This is a genomic window from Deinococcus indicus (genome assembly GCF_002198095.1).
GTDB lineage: Bacteria > Deinococcota > Deinococci > Deinococcales > Deinococcaceae > Deinococcus > Deinococcus caeni.
The window spans coordinates 1-18,176 of the sequence record NZ_NHMK01000002.1 but is presented as its reverse complement, the minus strand read 5'-3'; the positions used below and the strand labels follow the sequence as shown (position 1 = coordinate 18,176).

Below are 18,176 nucleotides of genomic sequence, written 5' to 3'. Positions count from 1 at the left end.
CCCGCCTCCCCTACCCCGAACTCTCCGCCGCCGCCACCCGCGAAGCCACCCGCCGCACCCTCACCCTCCCCGTCCCCACCTCCCCCACCCTGAAAGTCACCCGCATCACCCTCAGGCCCACCGGCACCGCCCTCACCGCCACCATCAACCTCCAGATCACCGGCCCACTCGGCCTGAAACTCAACGCCACCACCGACGTCCGCGGCACCCCCACCCTCGACCCCACCACCCAGACCCTCACCCTCGAAAGCCCCACCGTCACCACCCGCCGAACCGGCCTCACCGGCCGCGCCCTCGCCTGGCTCGCCGACACCCGCGCCCAGGCCTACATCAAACAGGCCGCCCGCATCGACCTCACCCCCCACCTGAACGCCGCCCAGAGCAACCTGCAACGCCGCCTCCCCTTCACCCCCACCCCCGGCATCACCCTCGCCGGACAGGTCCGCACCCTGCGCCTGACCAGCCTGAACGTCACGCCCGACGCGCTGATCGTCACGGCCGAAGCGACCGGGACCCTCGGGGCCAACGTGCAGGTGGAATAGGCGGGAAGGGTGGCGTTTGGCGGCGGGCTTTTCGGGTGCTTCCCCACCCCCCAGCCCCCTACCCCAGGGGGGCAGGGGGAGCAGGCGTTGCACTGGGCAAGAGTTTTTACTCCTGCTGCGTGTTTGTGGTGGGCGGTGACGTGTCCGGCTTCGACGCCATCCTGCCGCCCCCCGTATAGGCCCGCGCGCTGCGCGCACGACGGCCGGTGGCAGTCTGCGGTCAGATGGTCGGTGGGACGCTTCGCCCCGCTGATTGACTTTCAAAAGACCGCTTCTGCAAAAGCCCAAAAAGTAGAACCTTCCAGCACGCACCAAGTTGGCTGGCCCGCCCGACGTCGTGGCAACGCGGCCCGTCGTGCGCGTAGCGCGCGGGGCGAACGCTGCGACACCGGAGGATGGCGTGTGAGCAGTGGCCCTCCCCGCCCAACACCCCGCCCACCACCTCAGAGAAATACCTGCCGAGCGCAGCGAAAACTCCCCCTGCCCCTCTGGGGTAGGGGGCTGGGGGGTGGGGCCGCACCCAGAAACCCCACCGCCCCCAGCCCCCCGCAGGGAAACAGCCTGTTAGCCTGAGCGCATGACTGATCACCCGAACTGGACGTCGTTGATCGAGGATGAGGTTCAGCCGTGGGAGACGCTGGAGTCCCGTGAGTTGGTGGGTGGGTTCCGGCGGGTGTTCGAGGATCGGGTGCGTCTTCCGAGTGGGGTGGAGACGGCTTATCAGTACCGTCCGCGTGGGCCGCGTGCGGTGTTCGTGTTGCCCGTCACCACTCAGGGTGAGGCGGTGTTGATCCGTCAGTTCCGGTATCCGTTGCGGGCGACGGTGACGGAGGTGGTGGCGGGGGGCGTGGAGCGTGGCGAGGATCTGCTCGGGGCGGCCCAGCGGGAGCTGCGTGAGGAGGTTGGGGGTGTGGCGGCGGAGTGGGTGGCGTTGCCGGGGTTTTATCCGCAGCCGAGTATCAGTGGCGTGATCTTCTATCCGTTCCTGGCGCTGGGCGTGTCGTTGGGCGACATGCATCATGAGGATACGGAGACGATCGAGCGGGTGGTGGTGCCTCTGGCGGAGGCGTATCGTCGCCTGGATGCCGGGGAGGTGCTGGACGGGTCGAGCAGTCTGGTGTTGTGGCATGCGCGGGCGGTGCTGGCCGGACGGGGGTTGCTCTGAGCGTGGTGGGTTCGGATCTTCCGGCGCCGTTCGTGACGTTGGCGGGGCCGCACCGGTCTGATGCGGTGATCGAGAACAGTGAGTTCCTGGCGTTCGCGGATCGGGCGGATTCGCCGGAGGAGGCCCTGGCGCAGCTGGCGGCGTTGCGGGCGCGTTATCCGGATGCGACGCATCACTGCTGGGCGTACCGGATTGGGGGGGCGTACCGGTTTGGTGATGATGGCGAGCCGGGCGGGACGGCGGGCGCGCCGATCCTGCGGGCCATCGAGGGGCAGGGCGTGGACCGCGTGATGGTGGTCGTGGTGCGGTTTTACGGTGGGGTGAAGCTGGGCACGGGCGGGCTGGTCCGGGCGTATGGGGGTGGCGCGGCGGAGTGTCTGCGGACGGCTTCGCGGGTGACGGTGCGGGCGCGGCGGGCGCTGGCGGTGTCGGTGCCGTTCGAGTTTCTGGGTGGGTTGTATCACCTGCTGGGGTCGCTGGATGTGGTGCGCGGCGAGGAGGCGTACTCGGGGGCGGGGGTGTCGCTGCGGGTGGAGGTGTTTCCGGAGGACGTGGCGGGGTTCGTGGTGGCGTTGCGGGACGCGTCGCGGGGGGCGGCGGAGGTCGTGGAGTTGCCGTGGGAGGCTGCGCCGGGTGGGGGGGCGGCGGGGTAGGCGGGAACTGACCGGCGGGGCGGCGGTGGGGCGCGGGGCGGGATAGCATGACGGTCTGATGGGTCGGGGGTCGGGGTGCTGATCACGCTGGGGGACCTGCATCTGGGGTCGTTCCGGAAGGTGAAGTCGCTGTTGCTGCTGGTGTTCGTGGGTCTGGAGGGGCCGACGCCGCGCCGTCAGCTGGCGGCGCTGTTGTGGCCGCGTGCGGCGAAGCCGGAGGTGAGTCTGCGGGTGGCGCTGCATGCGCTGCGGGAGCATGACGGGGGCGCGTTGGGCGGTGATGAGCGGCTGGTGGCGGGCGTGGCGTGTGACGCGGCGGCGCTGCTGTCGCTGCGGGGCGAGGCGGCGTGGGAGGCGTACCGGGGGCCGTTCCTGCATGGCGTGAACCTGCCGGACGTGTCCGGGGAGTTCGAGGAGTGGGTGCTGGCGCAGCGGGAGCGGCTGGCGCGACACGTGCAGGACGAGGCGTTGCGGGTGGCGGAGGGCAGTGAGCCGGGGCGGGCGGCGGTGTGGGCGCAGAGGGCGCGGGGCGTGCCGGGCGCGCCGCCGATGGAGCCGGCCAGTCTGGCGCGGCTGCTGCCGCTGACGCTGCCGGGCAGTGCGCTGGAGGCGGAGGTGCGCGCGGAACTGGCGGAACTGACGGCCGGGGCGCCCGCAGAGGCGCGCGGTTCAGGAAAGGCACCCGCTCACCGGATGCTGGGCCGCGAGGCGGAACTGGACGCGCTGCTGGCCTGGGCGGCCGCGCCGGGTGGGGGCGCGGCGGTGGTGGTCGGGCCGGGCGGGATCGGGAAGAGCACCCTGGCGCGCGAGGTGCTGCGTGAACTGACGCGCCTGGAACGCCCGGTGACGCTGGTGAACGCGGAGGGCGCGCAGTCGGACGCAGACGTGGCGGTGCGCGTGGCGGCGGCGTGCGCGCCGGGCCGGCCGGTGCCGCAGGGCTTCGGGTTCCTGCGGGACGTGCTGGGGGCGGGGTCGGTGGTGCTGCTGGACGGCCTGGACGCGCTGGAGGACCTGTCGGGGCTGCTGTCTGTCGTGCGGGCGGACCTGCCGGAGGTGCGGTGGGTGCTGACGGGCCGCCGGGCGCCGCGCGGCGGGCCGGATGGTGGGCTGGACACCGGGACGTTCCTGCTGCCGCTGTCGGGGCTGTCGCAGGCGGCGCCGGAGGCGGACGTGACGCAGATCGCGGCGTCGGGCGCGGCGCAGCTGTTCGTGCGGGAGGCGGGGCGGGTCCGGCGGGACTTCACGCTGGGGGCCGGGAACGCGGCGCTGATCGCGGGCATCACGCGGCGGCTGGCGGGACACCCGCTGGCGATTGCGCTGGCGGCGTCGTGGTTGCGGGTGGAGGATCTGGACGCGGTGTACGCCCGCGTGCTGCACGAGGCGGGCGCGCTGACGGCGGCGGGCGGGGACAGTGACGGGCGGCGGGGCCTGAACGTGGTCGCGCAGCGGTCCTGGGACCTGCTGCCTGCGGGTGCGCGGGCGGCGGCGCTGCGGCTGAGTGTCGCGCCGGACTTCGATCCGCTGCACGCGCCGGCGCTGGGCGTGACGCCCGACGAGCTGGACACGCTGCTGACGCACTCGTTCGCGGAGGCGTACCTGCCGGGCTCGGAGCGGCTGCGGCTGTACCCGGCGCTGGGGGGCCTGCTGGCCGCGCAGGGTGCGGCGCACCCGGACCTGATGCGTGGGGCGCGGGAGGCGCACGCCGCGCACTACCTGGGGTGGTTCACGGCCCGTGCGCCCGAGGACCCGGCCGTGGACGCCGAGCGGGAGAACATCCTGATCGCGTGCCGCGCGGCGCTGACGCTGGGCACGCTGGAGGCCGCGCACGCCGAGCACCTGCTGGCGCACCACGACCGCCGGGGCCTGCAAGGGCCCGGCACCGAGACCTTCGCGGCACTGGCGGACGACGCCGAGGATGCCCAGGCGCCCGCACAGGTGCAGGCGGCGTTGCAGGTGGCGTGCATGTGGCTGGCCTTCGGCGCTGGGCGGCTGCTGGACGCGCAGACGCTGGCGGGGCAGTTCCTGGCCGGGCCGCTGGCGGCGGACGCGGCCAGCCGCATGAAGGTGCTGAACACCCTGTCCTCCGTGCGAGGCGTCCAGGGGCAGATTCAGGCAGCCGTGGACCTGCTGGGGCAGGCGCTGGCGCTGGCCGTGGAACTGGGCGACCGGACGCGGACGCTGTACTACCGCCTGAACCTGCTGACGCACCTGACCTTCCTGGGCAACGCACCGGAATTACGCCTCCAACTGACGGCGCTGGAGGCGCAACTGCCGGACCTGCCCCCCCTGCTGGCGTGGCAGGTCCGGCAGACGGCGCTGGGCGTGCGCGTGTACCTACCCGCAACCGACGAGGAACGCGAGGCCCTTCTGGTCGAGGCCGGAGCGCTGCTGGAGGCCGGGCGGACCCTGCGCGTGCAGTCGTTGGAATTTCACGGGCACGAGTTCCGGACGCAGCTGGCGCTGCACCTGCGCCGCTGGCGGCAGGCCGAGGGCTGGCTGGCCGAGTGGCGCGCACAGATCGCCGCTTCCGGGAAGGTGCCGGACGAGACCAGCCTGACCCTGGTGGACACCGAACTGCACTACGCGCGGGGCCGCACGCCGCAGGCCCGGCGCAGCGCGCGGCTGGCGCTGCGGGCCTCGGAACGCAGCGGGAATCCCTGGCAGGTGCTGCAACTGCTGCTGCTGAGTGCCCGCGACCTGAGTGCCCGCGACCCGGACGGGCTGCGGCGCTGGCTGCTTCAGGCGGCGCAGGCCGGGAACGCCCACAGCCAGCAGCGCGCCCAGGCCGGGGCACTGCTGCTGGAACTGTTCGGGCTGCCGCCACAGGATTCAGCCGACCTGTTGGATGTCCCGGCCCTGCGGATCTGGCTGACCGGGCACCTGACAGGCTAGGCAATGGACCGCGCCGGGAACTTCAGTCAGGGGCCCCAGACGCCCGGAGGCCAGCCCGGATCGCCGTCGTCCAGCGTGTCCTTCTGGTCGCTGTTCTGGACCATGGGCGGGTCCATCCCGTCGCGCGCGGGTTCGAACATGGCGGGCTGGGCGTCGTTGGTGCCGCTGGCGTCCAGGCCCGGCACGTAGTACAGCGGCCAGCTCCGGTACACCATCTGGTTCCAGGGCCGCTCGGGGTCGCCGGTGCGGGCCTGCTGGGTGATGTCGGCTTCCAGGGTGTCGGGCAGTTGTTCGGGCGTCAGGACGGGCATGGGCACGTACTGCGCCACGAAGTCTGCGGTGTACGGGGGCCACTGCGGCGCCAGGGGCACGTCGTAGTGGCCGGCGTAGGCCTGCCGCAGCGGGGCGTACACGTACAGGGGCATGGGTTGCCCGGCCCGGTTGATGGCGTACAGGCGGCCGGCGAAGACGGTCAGGGTCAGGAAGTCCAGGGGGGGCTGGGCGGGTTGGGTCATGAAACCTCCGGGGGTCTGGTGCCAGCCCAGTCTGGCAGGCATGAGAATCAGATGAAGATAAGTTTTATACGGACTCCGATTGAATGGGCTGCAAAGCCCGTTCAATCCGAGCGGATGCGAGTAGGAGGGAAACGGGTTCCGGACGTGGAGCCGGCAATCCGGTGCGGTTCCGGATTGTTGGCGAAACAAACGGAATCCGTATTACACGCGTCACGGTCCGTGTCCCGGCGCGCCGGAGGGCGGCAGGGCCGGCTGACCGACCAGCATCACCTCGAACAGGTCCGTGACCTCGCCGGCAGCCGCCGCGCCCGGCTGGTCGTGCAGGAACAGGTACAGCGGCCAGCCGCCGTAGGTGCTCTGGTCCCAGGGGCGCAGGCCGGTCGGGTCGCGGGGTTGCGTGCCCAGGTGCGCGGCGTGCGGGCCGGTCGCGTGCGGCAGGGTGGGCAGCGGCTGGTAGCGGTACAGGAACAGCTTCATGTGCTCGGGCCACCCGGCGGCGTAGGGGACCGGCTCGCCGCACAGCACCGCCGCCTGCAGGGGCGTGAAGCGGTACAGCGGCAGCGGGCCGCGCGGGGTGGTGACGTGCAGCTGCTCGCCCAGCACCGTCAGGCCCAGCAGGTCCGTGCGGACCGGAAAGCGGGCCAGTCGGCGGCTGCGCGCCGCGCTCAGGGTGCGGGGAGGTTCGGGCGGCATCGAGAGCGTCACAGCGCGGCACTCAGGTTGTTCAGGCCGGAGGGTTCCGTGACGGTCACGCGGCCCAGCAGGCGGCCCAGCTGGGTGGTCAGGCCGCCCCGCCGGTCGCGTTTGCTGCGGGTCAGCTGCGTGTCGGCGTGCTGCAACAGGGCGTGCAGGGTGTCGCCGTGCTGGGGGGCCTGCGCCAGTCCGTACGAGAAGCTGCCGCTCGGGATGCCCAGGCGGTTCATCGTCTGCCGGAAGCTGTCCTGCAGGGGCCGCAGGTCGTCGGGGGTCAGGGCGTGCGGGGCGCACAGCACGAACTCGTCGCCGCCCAGGCGGTAGGCGTGCAGGTCGCCGTTGCGGGCGGCTCCGGCCAGCAGGCGCGCCAGCGCCTCGAGGACGCGGTCCCCGGCGGCGTGACCCAGGGCGTCGTTCACCTGCTTGAAGCGGTCCACGTCGATCAGGGCGAGGCCCACGGTGGGTTGCGCGGCGTCCAGCAGCAGGGCGCGGCGGTCCGGCAGGCCGGTCAGGGGGTCCAGGTGGTAGGCGTGGACGTCCTCGATCACGGCCAGCCGGTCGCCGTTCGGCAGGGTGCTGAGGGTCACGCGGCACACGCGCGGCTCGCCGGTCCGGCCGGGCAGGCGGGGCAGGTGCGGGCCGTCCGTCCAGTGCGGCAGCGGGCAGGGCAGCGCGCCGGGCCGGAACGCGCGGCTGAAGGCGGGGTTCACGCGGGCGTGACCGTCACGTTTCGCCTCGCACACGGAGGGCCACTGGACGGCCGGAACGGGCAGGTGCTGGAACAGGTCGTGGTCGAGGTGCATGGGTGTCTCCAGGGCGGGAGAGGCGGGGCCGGGGGCTTGCTGGTCTTCAGGGTGCCAGGAGGGGCGTTAAGGGGGCGTTACGCCGCGCCGCCCGATGCGCCAGACTGGAGGGGATGAGTGCATTGCCGTTCCGGATCGGATTTGGAGAGGACGCGCACCGGCTGGAAGCCGGGCGGCCGCTGGTGCTGGGGGGCGTGCCCGTGCCGCACGCGGAACTGGGGGCCGTGGCGCACAGCGACGGGGACGCCGTGCTGCACGCCGTGGCCGACGCGCTGCTGTCAGGGCTGGCGCTGGGGGACATCGGGCAGTACTTCCCGGACACGGCGGCCGAGTGGGCGGGCATGGATTCCCGCGTGATCGTGGCCCGCGCGCTGGAACTGGTGCGGGAACGCGGGTACGTGCCGGGGAACGTGGCGGTCGTGGTGACCCTGGACCGCCCGAAGCTGGGGCCGCTGCGCGCCGACATCGCCCGGTCGGTCGCGGCGCTGCTCTCGCTGCCGGAGTCCGAGGTGGGCGTCAGTTTCAAGACGTCCGAGGGACTGGCGCCCGCGCACGTCCAGACGCGCGTGACGGCGCTGCTCGTCCGCGCCGGTGAAGGATGACGGCAGAAGTGACGCCGGCCGCCGTGACGCCCCCCGCCTCTCCCCTGCTGCGCGTGGTGCTGTTCGAGCCCGAGAAGGCCGGGAACGTCGGGAACGTCGCGCGGACCTGCTCGGTGCTGGGCGCGGACCTGCACCTGATCCGCCCGTTCGGGTTCCACCTGCACGACCGCGAGTTCCGCCGCGCCGTGATGGACTACCTGGAGGGCGTGACCCTGCACGAGCACGCCAGCTGGACGGACTTCCAGGGCACGCTGGGGGCGGGCGCGCGGGTGTGGGCGTTCAGCACGCACGCCACCGAACTGCACACCCGCGCGGGGTTCCGGCGGGGGGATTACCTGCTGTTCGGGCCGGAATCGCGCGGGCTGCCCGCGTGGCTGCGCGACGCCCTGCCGAAGCTGAAGCTGCCGCAGCCGGGCGGGGGCCGCAGCCTGAACCTGAGCGTGGCGGCGGGCGTCGCGGCGTTCGAGGCGGGGCGGCAGATCGAGGGCTGGTAACGCCCGACCCGGACCGGGTGGGGGCACTGCACCATGTGGAGGCACTGCGCCATGTGGGGCACTGCGCCATGTGAGGGTACTGCGCCATTCGGCTCATTTCGACAGAGATCGAATCGGTCATGATGATTCGAGGAGGATCGAAATGAACGAAGCCGCCGACTCCACCCCGCAGGACCGCATGCACGCCCTGTACCACCGCCTCGTGACGGGCATCCGCACGAACGCCGAACGCGACCTGCGCCTCGCCCGCGCCGCCGGGAACGCCGCCGATCAGGCCCGCGCGCAGGCCCGCCTGGACACCCTGAACGCCGCGCTGGGCATCTACGAGGGCGCGCACCTCCAGACCCACGGCACCCGCCCCTGGCCCCGCGAACCCCGCCCATGAGCGCCGACCTCACCGCCCGCGCGACCCTGTTCCGCGCGCTGTCGCACCCGGCGCGCCTCGGGCTGCTGCGGCTCGTCTGGACGCGCGAGGCGAGCGGCGACGAACTCGCCCGCCTGATGAACCTCGCGCCCGCCACGGTCAGCCACCACCTCGCGCAGCTGGCCGAGGCCGGACTGATCCTCACGCGCAAAGACGGCCACCACCGCCTGCACCGCGCGCACACGGCCGCGCTGGACCTGAACCTCGCGGACGTCGTGCGCGGCGCCGCCGCCGCCCCCACCCCGGACGACCCGTACCGCGACCGGGTCCTGCGCGCCTTCCTGCAGGGCGGCCGCCTGACCATCCTGCCCGCCCAGCGCAAGAAGAAGGACGTCATCCTGCACGAACTCGTGACCCTGTTCGAGCATGGCCGCCACTACCCGGAAGCCGAGGTGAACGCCATCCTGGGCGACGTGTACGCCGACGTGTCCACCCTGCGCCGCGAGATGATCGTCCTGGGCGTCCTGAAACGCGAACGCGGCGTGTACTGGCGGCCCGCCCCCCCGGACCCACCCGCCGCCTGAACGCAGTTCAGACCCGCTGACCGCTGCGGGACGCCCGCCGGTCCCCCTACACTGGACGCACATGCCCCGTCCCGTCATTCCACCGCAGCAGGTCCACCGGCTGCGGGAACAGCAGTACGCCGCGCACCTGTCGCTGTCGCTGCTGTCCACCGCCGTCCACACGGCGTTGCTGTGGCTGGCCCTGACCGGGGACCGGCAGAACGTGGTGTCGCTGACCGGGGCCGCGCTGCTCAGCGTGTTCCTGGTCGCCACGGTCCTGTCCCGCCGGGTGCCGCTGCGCCTGCTGACCGCCGGGGTCGCGTACCTGCTGCCGCTGTGGCTGACGGCGCAGGTGATCGTGGTCGGCATGCAGGGCAGCGACATTCCGCCCGCGTTCTTCCTGTCGCTGGGCGTGATCGCGCTGCTGATGCTGGCGTGGCTGCCGCTGAACCAGGCGGTCGCGCTGCTGCTGCCACTGACCGGGTTCATGCTGGCCGCCACGCTGCTGTTCAACCCGCAGGACCTGCCCCTGATGATCTACACGGCCTTCCTGGTGGCCCTGATGATCCTGATGGCCCTGCACGGGCAACTGGTCAGCACGGAACGCGCCCGGAACCTCAGCGTGCAGCACGTCGCGCAGCTCGACCCGCTGACCGGCACCCTGAACCGGCAGGCGGGATGGGACACGCTGGAGACCGCCACGCGCTCGCCACTCCAGGCAGCGCGGGTCGCGGTGGCCCTGGTCGACATCGACCACTTCACGCGGATCAACGAACGCCTGCGTCACCGGGCGGCCGATCAGGTGCTGCGCGAGGTCGCCACGCTGCTCGTCAACCTGACCGACCGGGACGTCAGCGTGACCCGCTGGAACGGCGACCAGTTCCTGCTGATCCTGCCGGACGTCGGCGTGGCCGCCGCGCACGACGTGGCCGACCGGATCGTCCGCGCCGCCCGGAACCTGAACCTGCCGGACCTGAACGGCGTGCCGGTCAGCGTGGGCCTGGCCTTCGCCGCCGAAACCGAGGACCTCGACGCCCTGATCGACCTGACCGTGCAGCGCCTGCACCGCGCGCAGGAGGGCGGCGGGAACCGCTGGGCCTGATACGGACTGCCCCCCGGCGGCCCGAACGACCGTTAGAGTGACGGGCATGACTGCCTCCAGCCCCCACGACCCCCAGGCCAGCGACTTCCGCACCCACCTCGCCCGGTACGCCGAACTGCTCGTCCGGACCGGCGTGAACCTCCCGGCCGGCGGGAAGCTCCGCATCGCCGCGCCGATCGAGGCGGCCGAACTGGTCCGCCTGACCGCCCGCGCCGCCTACCGCGCCGGGGCCAGCGACGTGCGCGTCACGTACCTCGACCCGCACCTGGACCTCGCGCTGTTCGAGGACGGCACGGACGACGCCGTGAACTTCCTGCCCGCATGGCACGCGCAGGAACGCGAGGCGATGGTCGAGGACGGCTACGCGTCCATCGGGATCGTCGGGGAGGACCCGTCCCTGCTCGCGGGCGTGAACCCGGCGCGGGTCGCGGCGCGCAGCAAACTCACGGCGCAGGTCATGCGGCGCGTCAGCGAGGCGACCGGCAGTTTCCGCGTGAACTGGACGGTCGCGGCCATGGCCACCCCCGCCTGGGCCGCGCGGGTGTACCCGGACCTGCCGCCGCAGGAGGCCGTGGCCCGCCTGTGGGCCGACATCTTCGCCGTGACGCGCGCCGACCAGCCCGACCCGGTGGCCGCGTGGGACGCGCACCTGACCCGCCTGGAACGCCTGACCGCGTACCTGAACGGCAAACAGTACGCCGCCGTCCACCTGAAAAGCGACCTGGGCACCGACCTGACCGTCGGCCTCGCCGAGAACCACGTCTGGCAGGGCGGCGCCGAGACCGCCCGCAACGGCGTGCGCGGCGTCCCGAACCTGCCCACCGACGAGGTCTTCACCGCCCCGCACCGGGGCCGCGTGGACGGCTGGGCTGTCGCCAGCAAACCCCTGAGTGCGCGCGGACAGCTGATCGAGGGCATCCGCGTGCGCTTCGAGGCCGGGCGCGCCACCGAGGTGAGCGCCACGCGCGGCGAGGACACCCTGCGCCAGCTGATCGGTACCGACGCGGGCGCCGCGCACCTGGGCGAGGTGGCGCTGGTGCCCGCCAGCGCGCCCGTCGCGCAGACCGGCACGCTGTTCCTGAACACCCTGTTCGACGAGAACGCCGCCTCGCACATCGCGCTGGGCCGCTGCTACCCCACCAACGTGCAGGGCGGCACCGACGAGGCCACCCTGACGGCCGCCGGCGGCAACGACAGCCTGATCCACGTGGACTGGATGATCGGCACGCCCGCCACCGACGTGGACGGCATCACGAAGGAAGGCACCCGCGAACCCCTGATGCGCGCCGGGGAATGGGTCGTGCAGGGGTGACCACTGGGGGTTGATGGTTGATGGACGCAGGGTGATGGAGGGCATCTGCCAACCACCACCCTGCGTCCACCGACCATGAAAAGCCCCCCGCGCCGCAGGGGCACCGGGGGACTATGATCCTGCTGATTTACAGCGCGAGGATCTTGCTGAAGTCGCCGCTGAGGCCGTCGGGGTAGAAGCCACCCTTGACGGCGTCCACGGCCAGGAACACGATGTTCCCGACCTGACGGGGCGTGCGGCTGTACGCGATGCCGTTCGAGTCGGCCAGCACGATGTTCGCCGCGCCGTTCTCCAGGATGCCCTGGTCCACGTCCAGCGTGCCGTCCACGCTGTCACGCAGGTTGCTGATGGCCTGCACCACGTCGCTGACCTTCAGGGCCGGCGTGACCTGCGTGTCACGCAGTTGGTACAGCAGCGTGCGGATCATGCCCGCGTGGTACGCCTCGACCGCCAGGATGCCCGCCGCGTTCTCCAAGTTGCCGCCGGCGCTCGTGTCGCTCAGCAGGCGCGCGGCGCCCTTGTACGCGCTGACGCCCACGTCCTCGAAGATGAACGCGCCGTGCAGGAAGAACAGGTCGTTCGCGAACGGGTTGAAGCCCGTGATCGCCCCGCCCGACGCGGCGCTCCCGGCCGCCGCGAAGGCCGGGCCGAGGTCCAGGGTCGGCTGCGCCACGGCGCCGAAGCCCAGCACCTTCCGGATGATGCGCACGTGGTTCAGCTCGTCGGTCGCCACCTCGTTCGCGTAGGCGCGCACGTCGGCCGACTGGAACTTCACGCCGTCGCCGTTCTTACCGGTGAAGCCGGCCGGCAGGATCACCTTGCTGCTGTTCCCGCCCACGCTGTCCAGCTCTTCCAGGCGACCCACGGCCGCGAGGTAGAAGGCCGCTTCCAGGTACTCGAGGTTCAGCGCGAAGTTGAAGATCGTGGCGTCCAGGTTGGGTTTCGCCTGCCCCATGCCCATGGCGGGCGCGCAGCTGGCCAGGGCGGTCGTGACGCCGACAGCGCCGGCAGCTCCGAGGAATTTACGGCGGTTCAGGGGGTTGCTCATGGTGGACCTCCAGGGAAAGAGAGCGGAAAGTGGCGGGCGGGCAAAGCGCACAGGGAGCCGGCAGGGAGGACACCCCCACCACCAGTCACCTTCTGCGCTTCTGACCAGCCATATGCCGCCCACCCCGGATCGGATCACCCGGCCACGCAACCGTGAAGATCAGGTGAACGTCAAGCGGGCGCGGCCTGCGCCTCCGACTGCCCGAAGGCGTTCTCCTGCACCAGCCGTTCCAGCGCGCGGGCCCGCTCCAGCTGGGCGCTCAGCGCCGCGTGCCGTTCCTCCAGCGACCGGATCGCGCCGCCCAGCCGGGTCAGCACGTCCGCCGTCAGGGCCGGGAGTGCCTCCGGGTCGAGCGCCTCGCGCTGCACCGAGAACAACATGCCTCCCTGCGCGACCAGCCCCATCAGGCCCTGCGCGTCCAGGAACGCCCGCGTGTCCTCCAGCGTCAGCCCCAGCCCCTGCCACTGCTGCACGCCCCGCAACTCGACCACGTTGTGCAGCAGGAACCGGAACTTGCCGTTCACGCGCACGGGGTGCAGCAACTCCTCGCGCAGCAGGTGCCGCACCGTCGTCGCGGGCAGGCCCATCAGCGCCGCGAACCGCCCGATGCCCACGCCCCGCTCCTCGAACAGGGCCTCCAGCACCTCCGGCCCGCCGCACATGGTCGCCACATCCGCCCGCGGAGTCTCTGGCAGGGCACTGATCACATCCCGGAACTGCCGGACACTGCGCCGGAACTCAGCCTCGGTCTGTTCGTTCACGCCAGCCTCCGCACCGTGACCGTCACGTGCCAGCGCGGCAGCGTCCAGCGCCTGCCCAGCAGGTGGTTCAGCCGGCTCAGACGGGCGGCGCGGGCCGCCTCACGGCACTCGTTCAGCCGGTCGGAGAAGGGAGCAGCGTCGGAATAGGCGGTCAGGGCGTCGGTGTGCAGCGCATTGAACATGGGGTGGTGCCTCCTGAACCACAGTGTGGAACGTGCAGTCGACTGCACGTCAAGCGCCCGCAAGCGCCGCACCCAGCCCCGCCCACCACGCACGTCGCCACACATACGAAGAAGAAGCGGGCGACCCGCAGGCCACCCGCTCCCTCAATCTCTCGTCTGACTCCAGTTCCACCACTGCGGGAACATCACCCGCAGTCGCTGCACTTCCGTCAGTCGTTCACCATGCCTACTCGCTTCGCTCGGGGTGCAGGCACCCGGCAGGTGTTTACTTCACCAGGCCGAGTTTGCGCACTTCGTCGCGTTCCTCGGTCAGTTCCTGCGCGGTGGCGTCCATCTTGCCGCGGCTGAAGTCACTGACGGGGAGGCCCTGCACGATCTCGTACTGGCCGTTCTTGCAGGTGACGGGGAAGCCGTAGATCAGGCCCTCGGGAATGCCGTAGCTGCCGTCGCTGGGGATGCCCATGCTGACCCACTCGCCCTCGGGCGTGCCGAGCGCCCAGTCGCGCATGTGGTCGATGGCGGCGCTGGCCGCGCTGGCGGCGCTGCTCAGGCCGCGCGCCTCGATGATCGCCGCTCCACGCTTGGCGACGGTCGAGATGTACGAGTTCTCGTACCAGTCGCGGTCCACCTGATCCAGCGCAGGCTGGCCGTCCACCGTCGCCTGACTCAGGTCGGGGTACTGGGTGCTGCTGTGGTTACCCCAGATCGTCAGGTTCTTGATGCTGCTCACGGGCTTCCCGGTCTTCTCGGCCAGCTGGCTGATCGCGCGGTTGTGATCCAGACGCACCATCGCCGTGAACTGCTTCGCGTCCAGGTCCGGCGCGTTCTGCTGAGCGATGAGCGCGTTCGTGTTCGCGGGGTTCCCCACCACGAGCACCTTCACGTCACGGCTCGCCACGGCGTTCAGCGCCTCACCCTGCGGCTTGAAGATCCCACCGTTCGCGCCCAGGAGGTCCCCGCGCTCCATCCCGGCCTTACGCGGCATGGCGCCCACCAGCAGCGCGTAATCCACGTCCTTGAACGCCACCATCGGGTCATCGCTCGTGACGATGTCCGCCAGCAGCGGGAACGCGCAGTCACGCAGCTCCATCACGACGCCGTTCAGCGCCTTCAGCGCGGGCGTGATCTCCAGCAGTTGCAGAATGACCGGCTGGTCCTTGCCGAGCATGTCGCCCGAAGCGATGCGGAAAAGAAGGCTGTAGCCGATCTGGCCAGCGGCGCCGGTCACGGCGACACGGACGGGTTGTTTGGTCGTCATGGGTATCCCTCCTGAGGATGGTTTTACGGCTCACGATAACGCGCGGCGGGACGGTTAGGGGGAAAGTTCCCCGGACGGGAACAGGGGTGGGTAGCTCGTGGTGGGAAGGTGGGCGCCTGCGGCGGGCTTCCCCACCCCCCAGCCCCCATCCCCAGAGGGGCAACGCCTTCGCCGCGCAGGGCGGCCTGCGCGTTGACGCCAGATCTACACCCGCGCCTGGAACCTGGTAGCGGGGGAGCCGTCGTTGGCACTGGGCAGGTATTGCTCTGGCTTGCATGGCAGGTATTGGGCGGGAACGGCCACGCCTCACACGCCATCCTTCGATAACGCCGCGTGCGCCCCGCGCGCTTCGCGCACGACGGGCTCGGTTGCCACGACGCTCGCCTTCAAGGCTCCCCTCTAAGGGGAGCTGTCAGCGAAGCTGACTGAGGGGTCCTGCGAAGCAGCTGGGTTGCCCTTCCTGCTGCGCAGCAGCCTCCCTTCCCACTTCCCCTTACAGCGGCGCGTCTTCGGCGAAGTTCGGTGCGCGTTTTTCGCGGAGGCTGCTGAGGCCTTCGCGCACGTCGGGGCCGGTGAAGCCGAGGAATTCGAGGGCCAGGGAGGCGTCGAAGGTGGGTCCGGCCTGCCGCAGCCAGTTGTTGAGGGCGTATTTGGTCCAGCGGGTGGCGGTAGGGCTGCCCTGGGCGAGTTGCGTGGCGACTTTCCAGGCGCGGTCCAGCAGTTCGTCGTCGGGGACGGTGAGGCTGACGAGGCCGATGCGTTCGGCTTCGATGCCGCTGACGGGTTCGCCGGTCATGAGGTGGTATTTGGCTTTGTTCAGGCCGCACAGCAGGGGCCAGATGATGGCGGCGTGGTCCCCGGCGGCGACGCCAAGGCGGACGTGGCCGTCAAGGAGGCGGGCGCTGTGGGCGGTGATGCTGATGTCGGCGAGCAGGGCGACGGCAAGGCCAGCGCCGACGCAGGGGCCGTGGATGGCGCTGACGATGGGTTTGGAGCAGTTGATGACGTTGTACACGAGGTCGCGGGCTTCTTTCCAGACGCGGGTGAGGGCGGTGAAGTCGCTGCTCATCTCCTCGATCAGGGTGAAGTCGCCGCCGGAGGAGAAGCCGCGTCCGTCGCCGCGCACGAGGACGCTGCGGATGCCGGGCGTGTCGTCGATGTCGCGCCACACGCGGGTCAGGGCGCGGTGCGCGTCGGCGTTCACGCTGTTCAGGGTCCGGTCGTTGCGGATGACGACCTCCAGGATGCCGCTGTCGTGCAGTTGGAGGTGCAGGCCGGGGTACGCGCCGGGCGCGGTGAGCTGGGTTGCGTTCATGCGGGCAGGGTAGCGGGTGTCCGGCGCGTCGGGATGGGGGGGTGTTCATGAGGTGGGGGTGCGGGTCCCCTGGGGTGGTCAAATCTGGCAGCGGCGGCGGGCGGCGGCGCCTACGCTGGGGCCATGAGACTGTCTGTGTGGGGAGCGGGTGCGGTGGCAGCGGCGCTGGTGGCGTGTAATCCGGGGCCGTCTGCGCCGTCGGATAACGGTGGGAAGAACGGTGAGGAGATGGTGACGGTGACGGTCACGGACGCGTCGTACAACGTGACGTTCGAGTACAGCACGCCGAAGTCCTTCGCGGTGAGTCGTTCGGCGTTGCCTGATTTTCCGCAGTCGGTGGCGGAGCGGGAGATGCTGCAGGCCATCAATGCGGAGCGGGCGCGAGGTGGGGTGTGTCCGTCCGGGGCGTTCCCGGCGGCGGCGCCACTGCAGTTCGAGGCCAGTCTGCACAAGGCGGCGACGCTGTACGGGCGTGAGCTGGCGGCGTCCGGGAAGCTGGAGCTGCCGCACCGCAGCCGGGTGGATAACCGGGTGCCGTCGCAGCGGATGGTGGACGCGGGGTACCGTCCGGTTCCGCCCAGTGGGATTCAGTGGGTGTTCGGGGAGAGTCTGGCGGCCGGGATGAACCTGAACAGTCCGGCCGAGGTGATCGCCGCGTGGAAGGTCAGCCCTTCGCACTGCGCGGCCCTGTTCGAGAAGGTGCTGGACGGCACGGCGGCGCAGGTGACCGGCGCGGCAGGCACGTACTGGGTGCTGAATATCGCCGGCTGGTGAGAGGGGTGGGCCGGTGCGCCCGTCCTGTCCTCAGGGCTGGGCGCAGGGACGGCCCTGCTGGTGCGATGGGGCTGTCGGGGTGAGGCTGTTGGGGTGAGGCTGTTGGGGTGAGATTCAGGGCAGGCCGGTCAGGCCGTGTTCGTTGACCAGGGCGGTCGTTTCGCCCAGGTGGGCGGCGCGGTCGGGGTCGTTCACGCCGGGCGGGCCGGGGATGAGCAGGGTGGGGCGGGCCTCGATGGCGACGCTGCCGGCGCTGTCCAGGCGGTCCAGGACGGCCTCGAAGGTCCAGTCGCGGGCCCAGAGGCGTTTGACGGCATGCAGGGCGGCGGTGCCGCTGGCGTGCGTGCCGGGCGGCTGGTGTGGGGCGCTCTCGGCGTGCCGGGTGCCGGGGCGGCGGGCGTGCAGGGGGGTGTGGTCGAGGGCGGCGGCACGCAGGGCGCGGTGGAAGTGCTGCACGGCGTCGTCGAGCAGGTAGCTGGTGCGGATCAGGGCCTGGGCCTGGGCGGTCAGGGGTTCCAGGGCGTCCTCGTCGATGCGGGCGGGGCGGATGGGCGTGAACAGGCGCCGCAGTTGCTCCGGGAGGTTGTTCTGCCGGTAGAAGGCTTCCTCGAAGGCAGCGGGGACGAGCAGCCCGCTGACGCCGTGGCGGGCCAGCCGGCCGGGTTCGTCGCCGTGCAGGGTGGGGTTCCGGGCGGCCTCCGCGAAACTCAGCATGGCCTCAGCGTAACGTGCGCGGGGCGGGGCCGTGGGGGGCGGTCAGTTCAGGCCGTGGCTCAGGCGGGCGCGCATCCAGGATTTCACGCTGCTGGCGCCGGGCGTGTCGCGCACGACGACGGCCACGTACCCGAACGGGACGGGGCAGACGACCAGGACGCGGTCCTGAAATTCCAGTTGCACGGCCCGGACGGGCGCGGCGGCCTGAAGGTGGTGCGCGACGCCCTGCGCGGCCGTGGCGAGGAACCGGACGTACGCGCCGACCTCGGCGTCCAGGGGGGTGGGGGTCAGGGGGACGCCGGCCGGGTCGAAGGCGCAGGAGGCGGTCACGCCGGGCAGGACGTTCAGGCCGGCGGTGAACATCTGTGCCTGCGCGGTCTGCGCGGCGCGGCGTGCGCCGCTCTGTTCCGGGTCGGGGTCGGGG

At 71.5% G+C, this 18,176-nt stretch carries 21 protein-coding genes; 11 read left to right on the top strand and 10 right to left on the bottom strand.

Features of this window, described 5'->3' with window-relative positions:
• From CBQ26_RS00235 to CBQ26_RS00220, 4 genes are all read left to right on the top strand, one after another.
• Positions 1–542: DUF4403 family protein (locus CBQ26_RS00235; protein ID WP_143341871.1), on the top strand; the 542-nt coding region annotated here is incomplete at its 5' end.
• Positions 543–1,119: 577 nt separating this feature from the next.
• Entirely contained in the window at positions 1,120–1,707 is a 588-nt protein-coding gene (locus CBQ26_RS00230) for an NUDIX domain-containing protein (RefSeq protein WP_088246612.1), read from the top strand.
• A 2-nt stretch (positions 1,708–1,709) separates the two neighbouring features.
• Positions 1,710–2,360 (top strand): IMPACT family protein, encoded by a 651-nt coding sequence (locus tag CBQ26_RS00225; protein WP_088246611.1) that lies wholly within the window; start codon positions 1,710–1,712, stop codon positions 2,358–2,360.
• A 75-nt stretch (positions 2,361–2,435) separates the two neighbouring features.
• Positions 2,436–5,252, top strand: a complete 2,817-nt coding sequence (locus CBQ26_RS00220; protein WP_088246610.1) for a hypothetical protein — start codon at positions 2,436–2,438, stop codon at positions 5,250–5,252.
• Positions 5,253–5,278: 26 nt separating this feature from the next.
• On the opposite strand, the gene CBQ26_RS00215 is transcribed toward CBQ26_RS00220, so the two are convergent.
• The 3 genes from CBQ26_RS00215 to CBQ26_RS00205 form a co-directional block, all read right to left on the bottom strand.
• Positions 5,279–5,767 (bottom strand): hypothetical protein, encoded by a 489-nt coding sequence (locus CBQ26_RS00215; RefSeq protein ID WP_143341870.1) that lies wholly within the window; start codon positions 5,765–5,767, stop codon positions 5,279–5,281.
• Positions 5,768–5,977: 210 nt separating this feature from the next.
• Positions 5,978–6,472 (bottom strand): COG4315 family predicted lipoprotein, encoded by a 495-nt coding sequence (locus CBQ26_RS00210; RefSeq protein ID WP_088246608.1) that lies wholly within the window; start codon positions 6,470–6,472, stop codon positions 5,978–5,980.
• Positions 6,469–7,263 carry a GGDEF domain-containing protein gene (locus tag CBQ26_RS00205; RefSeq protein WP_088246607.1) on the bottom strand — a complete coding sequence of 265 codons (795 nt, stop codon included), beginning with the start codon at positions 7,261–7,263 and terminating at the stop codon, positions 6,469–6,471. Before CBQ26_RS00205 ends, CBQ26_RS00210 begins: the two co-directional genes overlap by 4 nt.
• 113 nt (positions 7,264–7,376) lie before the next feature.
• On the opposite strand from CBQ26_RS00205, the gene ispF reads away from it, so the two are divergent.
• The 6 genes from ispF to CBQ26_RS00175 all read left to right on the top strand — a co-directional run bounded on the left by ispF (position 7,377) and on the right by CBQ26_RS00175 (position 11,700).
• Positions 7,377–7,865 (top strand): 2-C-methyl-D-erythritol 2,4-cyclodiphosphate synthase, encoded by a 489-nt coding sequence (gene ispF, locus CBQ26_RS00200; protein ID WP_088246606.1) that lies wholly within the window; start codon positions 7,377–7,379, stop codon positions 7,863–7,865.
• Positions 7,862–8,359 carry a tRNA (cytidine(34)-2'-O)-methyltransferase gene (locus CBQ26_RS00195; RefSeq protein ID WP_088246605.1) on the top strand — a complete coding sequence of 166 codons (498 nt, stop codon included), beginning with the start codon at positions 7,862–7,864 and terminating at the stop codon, positions 8,357–8,359. The genes ispF and CBQ26_RS00195 overlap by 4 nt, the downstream gene beginning before the upstream one ends.
• Before the next feature lie 142 nt (positions 8,360–8,501).
• Entirely contained in the window at positions 8,502–8,744 is a 243-nt protein-coding gene (locus CBQ26_RS00190) for a hypothetical protein (RefSeq protein ID WP_229844109.1), read from the top strand.
• Positions 8,741–9,307, top strand: coding sequence for a DUF2087 domain-containing protein (locus tag CBQ26_RS00185; RefSeq protein ID WP_088246604.1), 567 nt, complete (start codon positions 8,741–8,743; stop codon positions 9,305–9,307). The genes CBQ26_RS00190 and CBQ26_RS00185 overlap by 4 nt, the downstream gene beginning before the upstream one ends.
• Positions 9,308–9,368: 61 nt before the next feature.
• Positions 9,369–10,388 (top strand): GGDEF domain-containing protein, encoded by a 1,020-nt coding sequence (locus CBQ26_RS00180; protein WP_088246603.1) that lies wholly within the window; start codon positions 9,369–9,371, stop codon positions 10,386–10,388.
• A gap of 46 nt (positions 10,389–10,434) precedes the next feature.
• Positions 10,435–11,700 carry an aminopeptidase gene (locus CBQ26_RS00175; RefSeq protein WP_088246602.1) on the top strand — a complete coding sequence of 422 codons (1,266 nt, stop codon included), beginning with the start codon at positions 10,435–10,437 and terminating at the stop codon, positions 11,698–11,700.
• Between the two features lie 127 nt (positions 11,701–11,827).
• Here the strand turns inward: CBQ26_RS00175 and CBQ26_RS00170 are convergent, their stop codons facing one another.
• From CBQ26_RS00170 to CBQ26_RS00150, 5 genes are all read right to left on the bottom strand, one after another.
• Complete coding sequence (locus CBQ26_RS00170; RefSeq protein WP_088246601.1) at positions 11,828–12,748, bottom strand: ferritin-like domain-containing protein; 921 nt, start codon at positions 12,746–12,748, stop codon at positions 11,828–11,830.
• Positions 12,749–12,918: 170 nt separating this feature from the next.
• Complete coding sequence (locus CBQ26_RS00165; RefSeq protein ID WP_088246600.1) at positions 12,919–13,509, bottom strand: MerR family transcriptional regulator; 591 nt, start codon at positions 13,507–13,509, stop codon at positions 12,919–12,921.
• Positions 13,506–13,691 carry a hypothetical protein gene (locus tag CBQ26_RS00160; RefSeq protein WP_088246599.1) on the bottom strand — a complete coding sequence of 62 codons (186 nt, stop codon included), beginning with the start codon at positions 13,689–13,691 and terminating at the stop codon, positions 13,506–13,508. Before CBQ26_RS00160 ends, CBQ26_RS00165 begins: the two co-directional genes overlap by 4 nt.
• A gap of 265 nt (positions 13,692–13,956) precedes the next feature.
• A complete protein-coding gene (locus CBQ26_RS00155) occupies positions 13,957–14,949 on the bottom strand; it encodes a malate dehydrogenase (RefSeq protein ID WP_088246598.1) in 993 nt (330 codons plus the stop codon).
• A gap of 493 nt (positions 14,950–15,442) precedes the next feature.
• Positions 15,443–16,264, bottom strand: a complete 822-nt coding sequence (locus CBQ26_RS00150) for an enoyl-CoA hydratase/isomerase family protein (RefSeq protein ID WP_088246597.1) — start codon at positions 16,262–16,264, stop codon at positions 15,443–15,445.
• A 123-nt stretch (positions 16,265–16,387) separates the two neighbouring features.
• On the opposite strand from CBQ26_RS00150, the gene CBQ26_RS00145 reads away from it, so the two are divergent.
• Positions 16,388–17,038, top strand: coding sequence for a CAP domain-containing protein (locus CBQ26_RS00145; RefSeq protein ID WP_143341869.1), 651 nt, complete (start codon positions 16,388–16,390; stop codon positions 17,036–17,038).
• 114 nt (positions 17,039–17,152) lie between these two features.
• Here the strand turns inward: CBQ26_RS00145 and CBQ26_RS00140 are convergent, their stop codons facing one another.
• Positions 17,153–17,752 (bottom strand): hypothetical protein, encoded by a 600-nt coding sequence (locus CBQ26_RS00140; RefSeq protein ID WP_088246595.1) that lies wholly within the window; start codon positions 17,750–17,752, stop codon positions 17,153–17,155.
• 42 nt (positions 17,753–17,794) lie between these two features.
• On the bottom strand, positions 17,795–18,176 hold a 382-nt coding region (locus CBQ26_RS21640), incomplete at its 5' end, for a hypothetical protein (protein WP_172417848.1).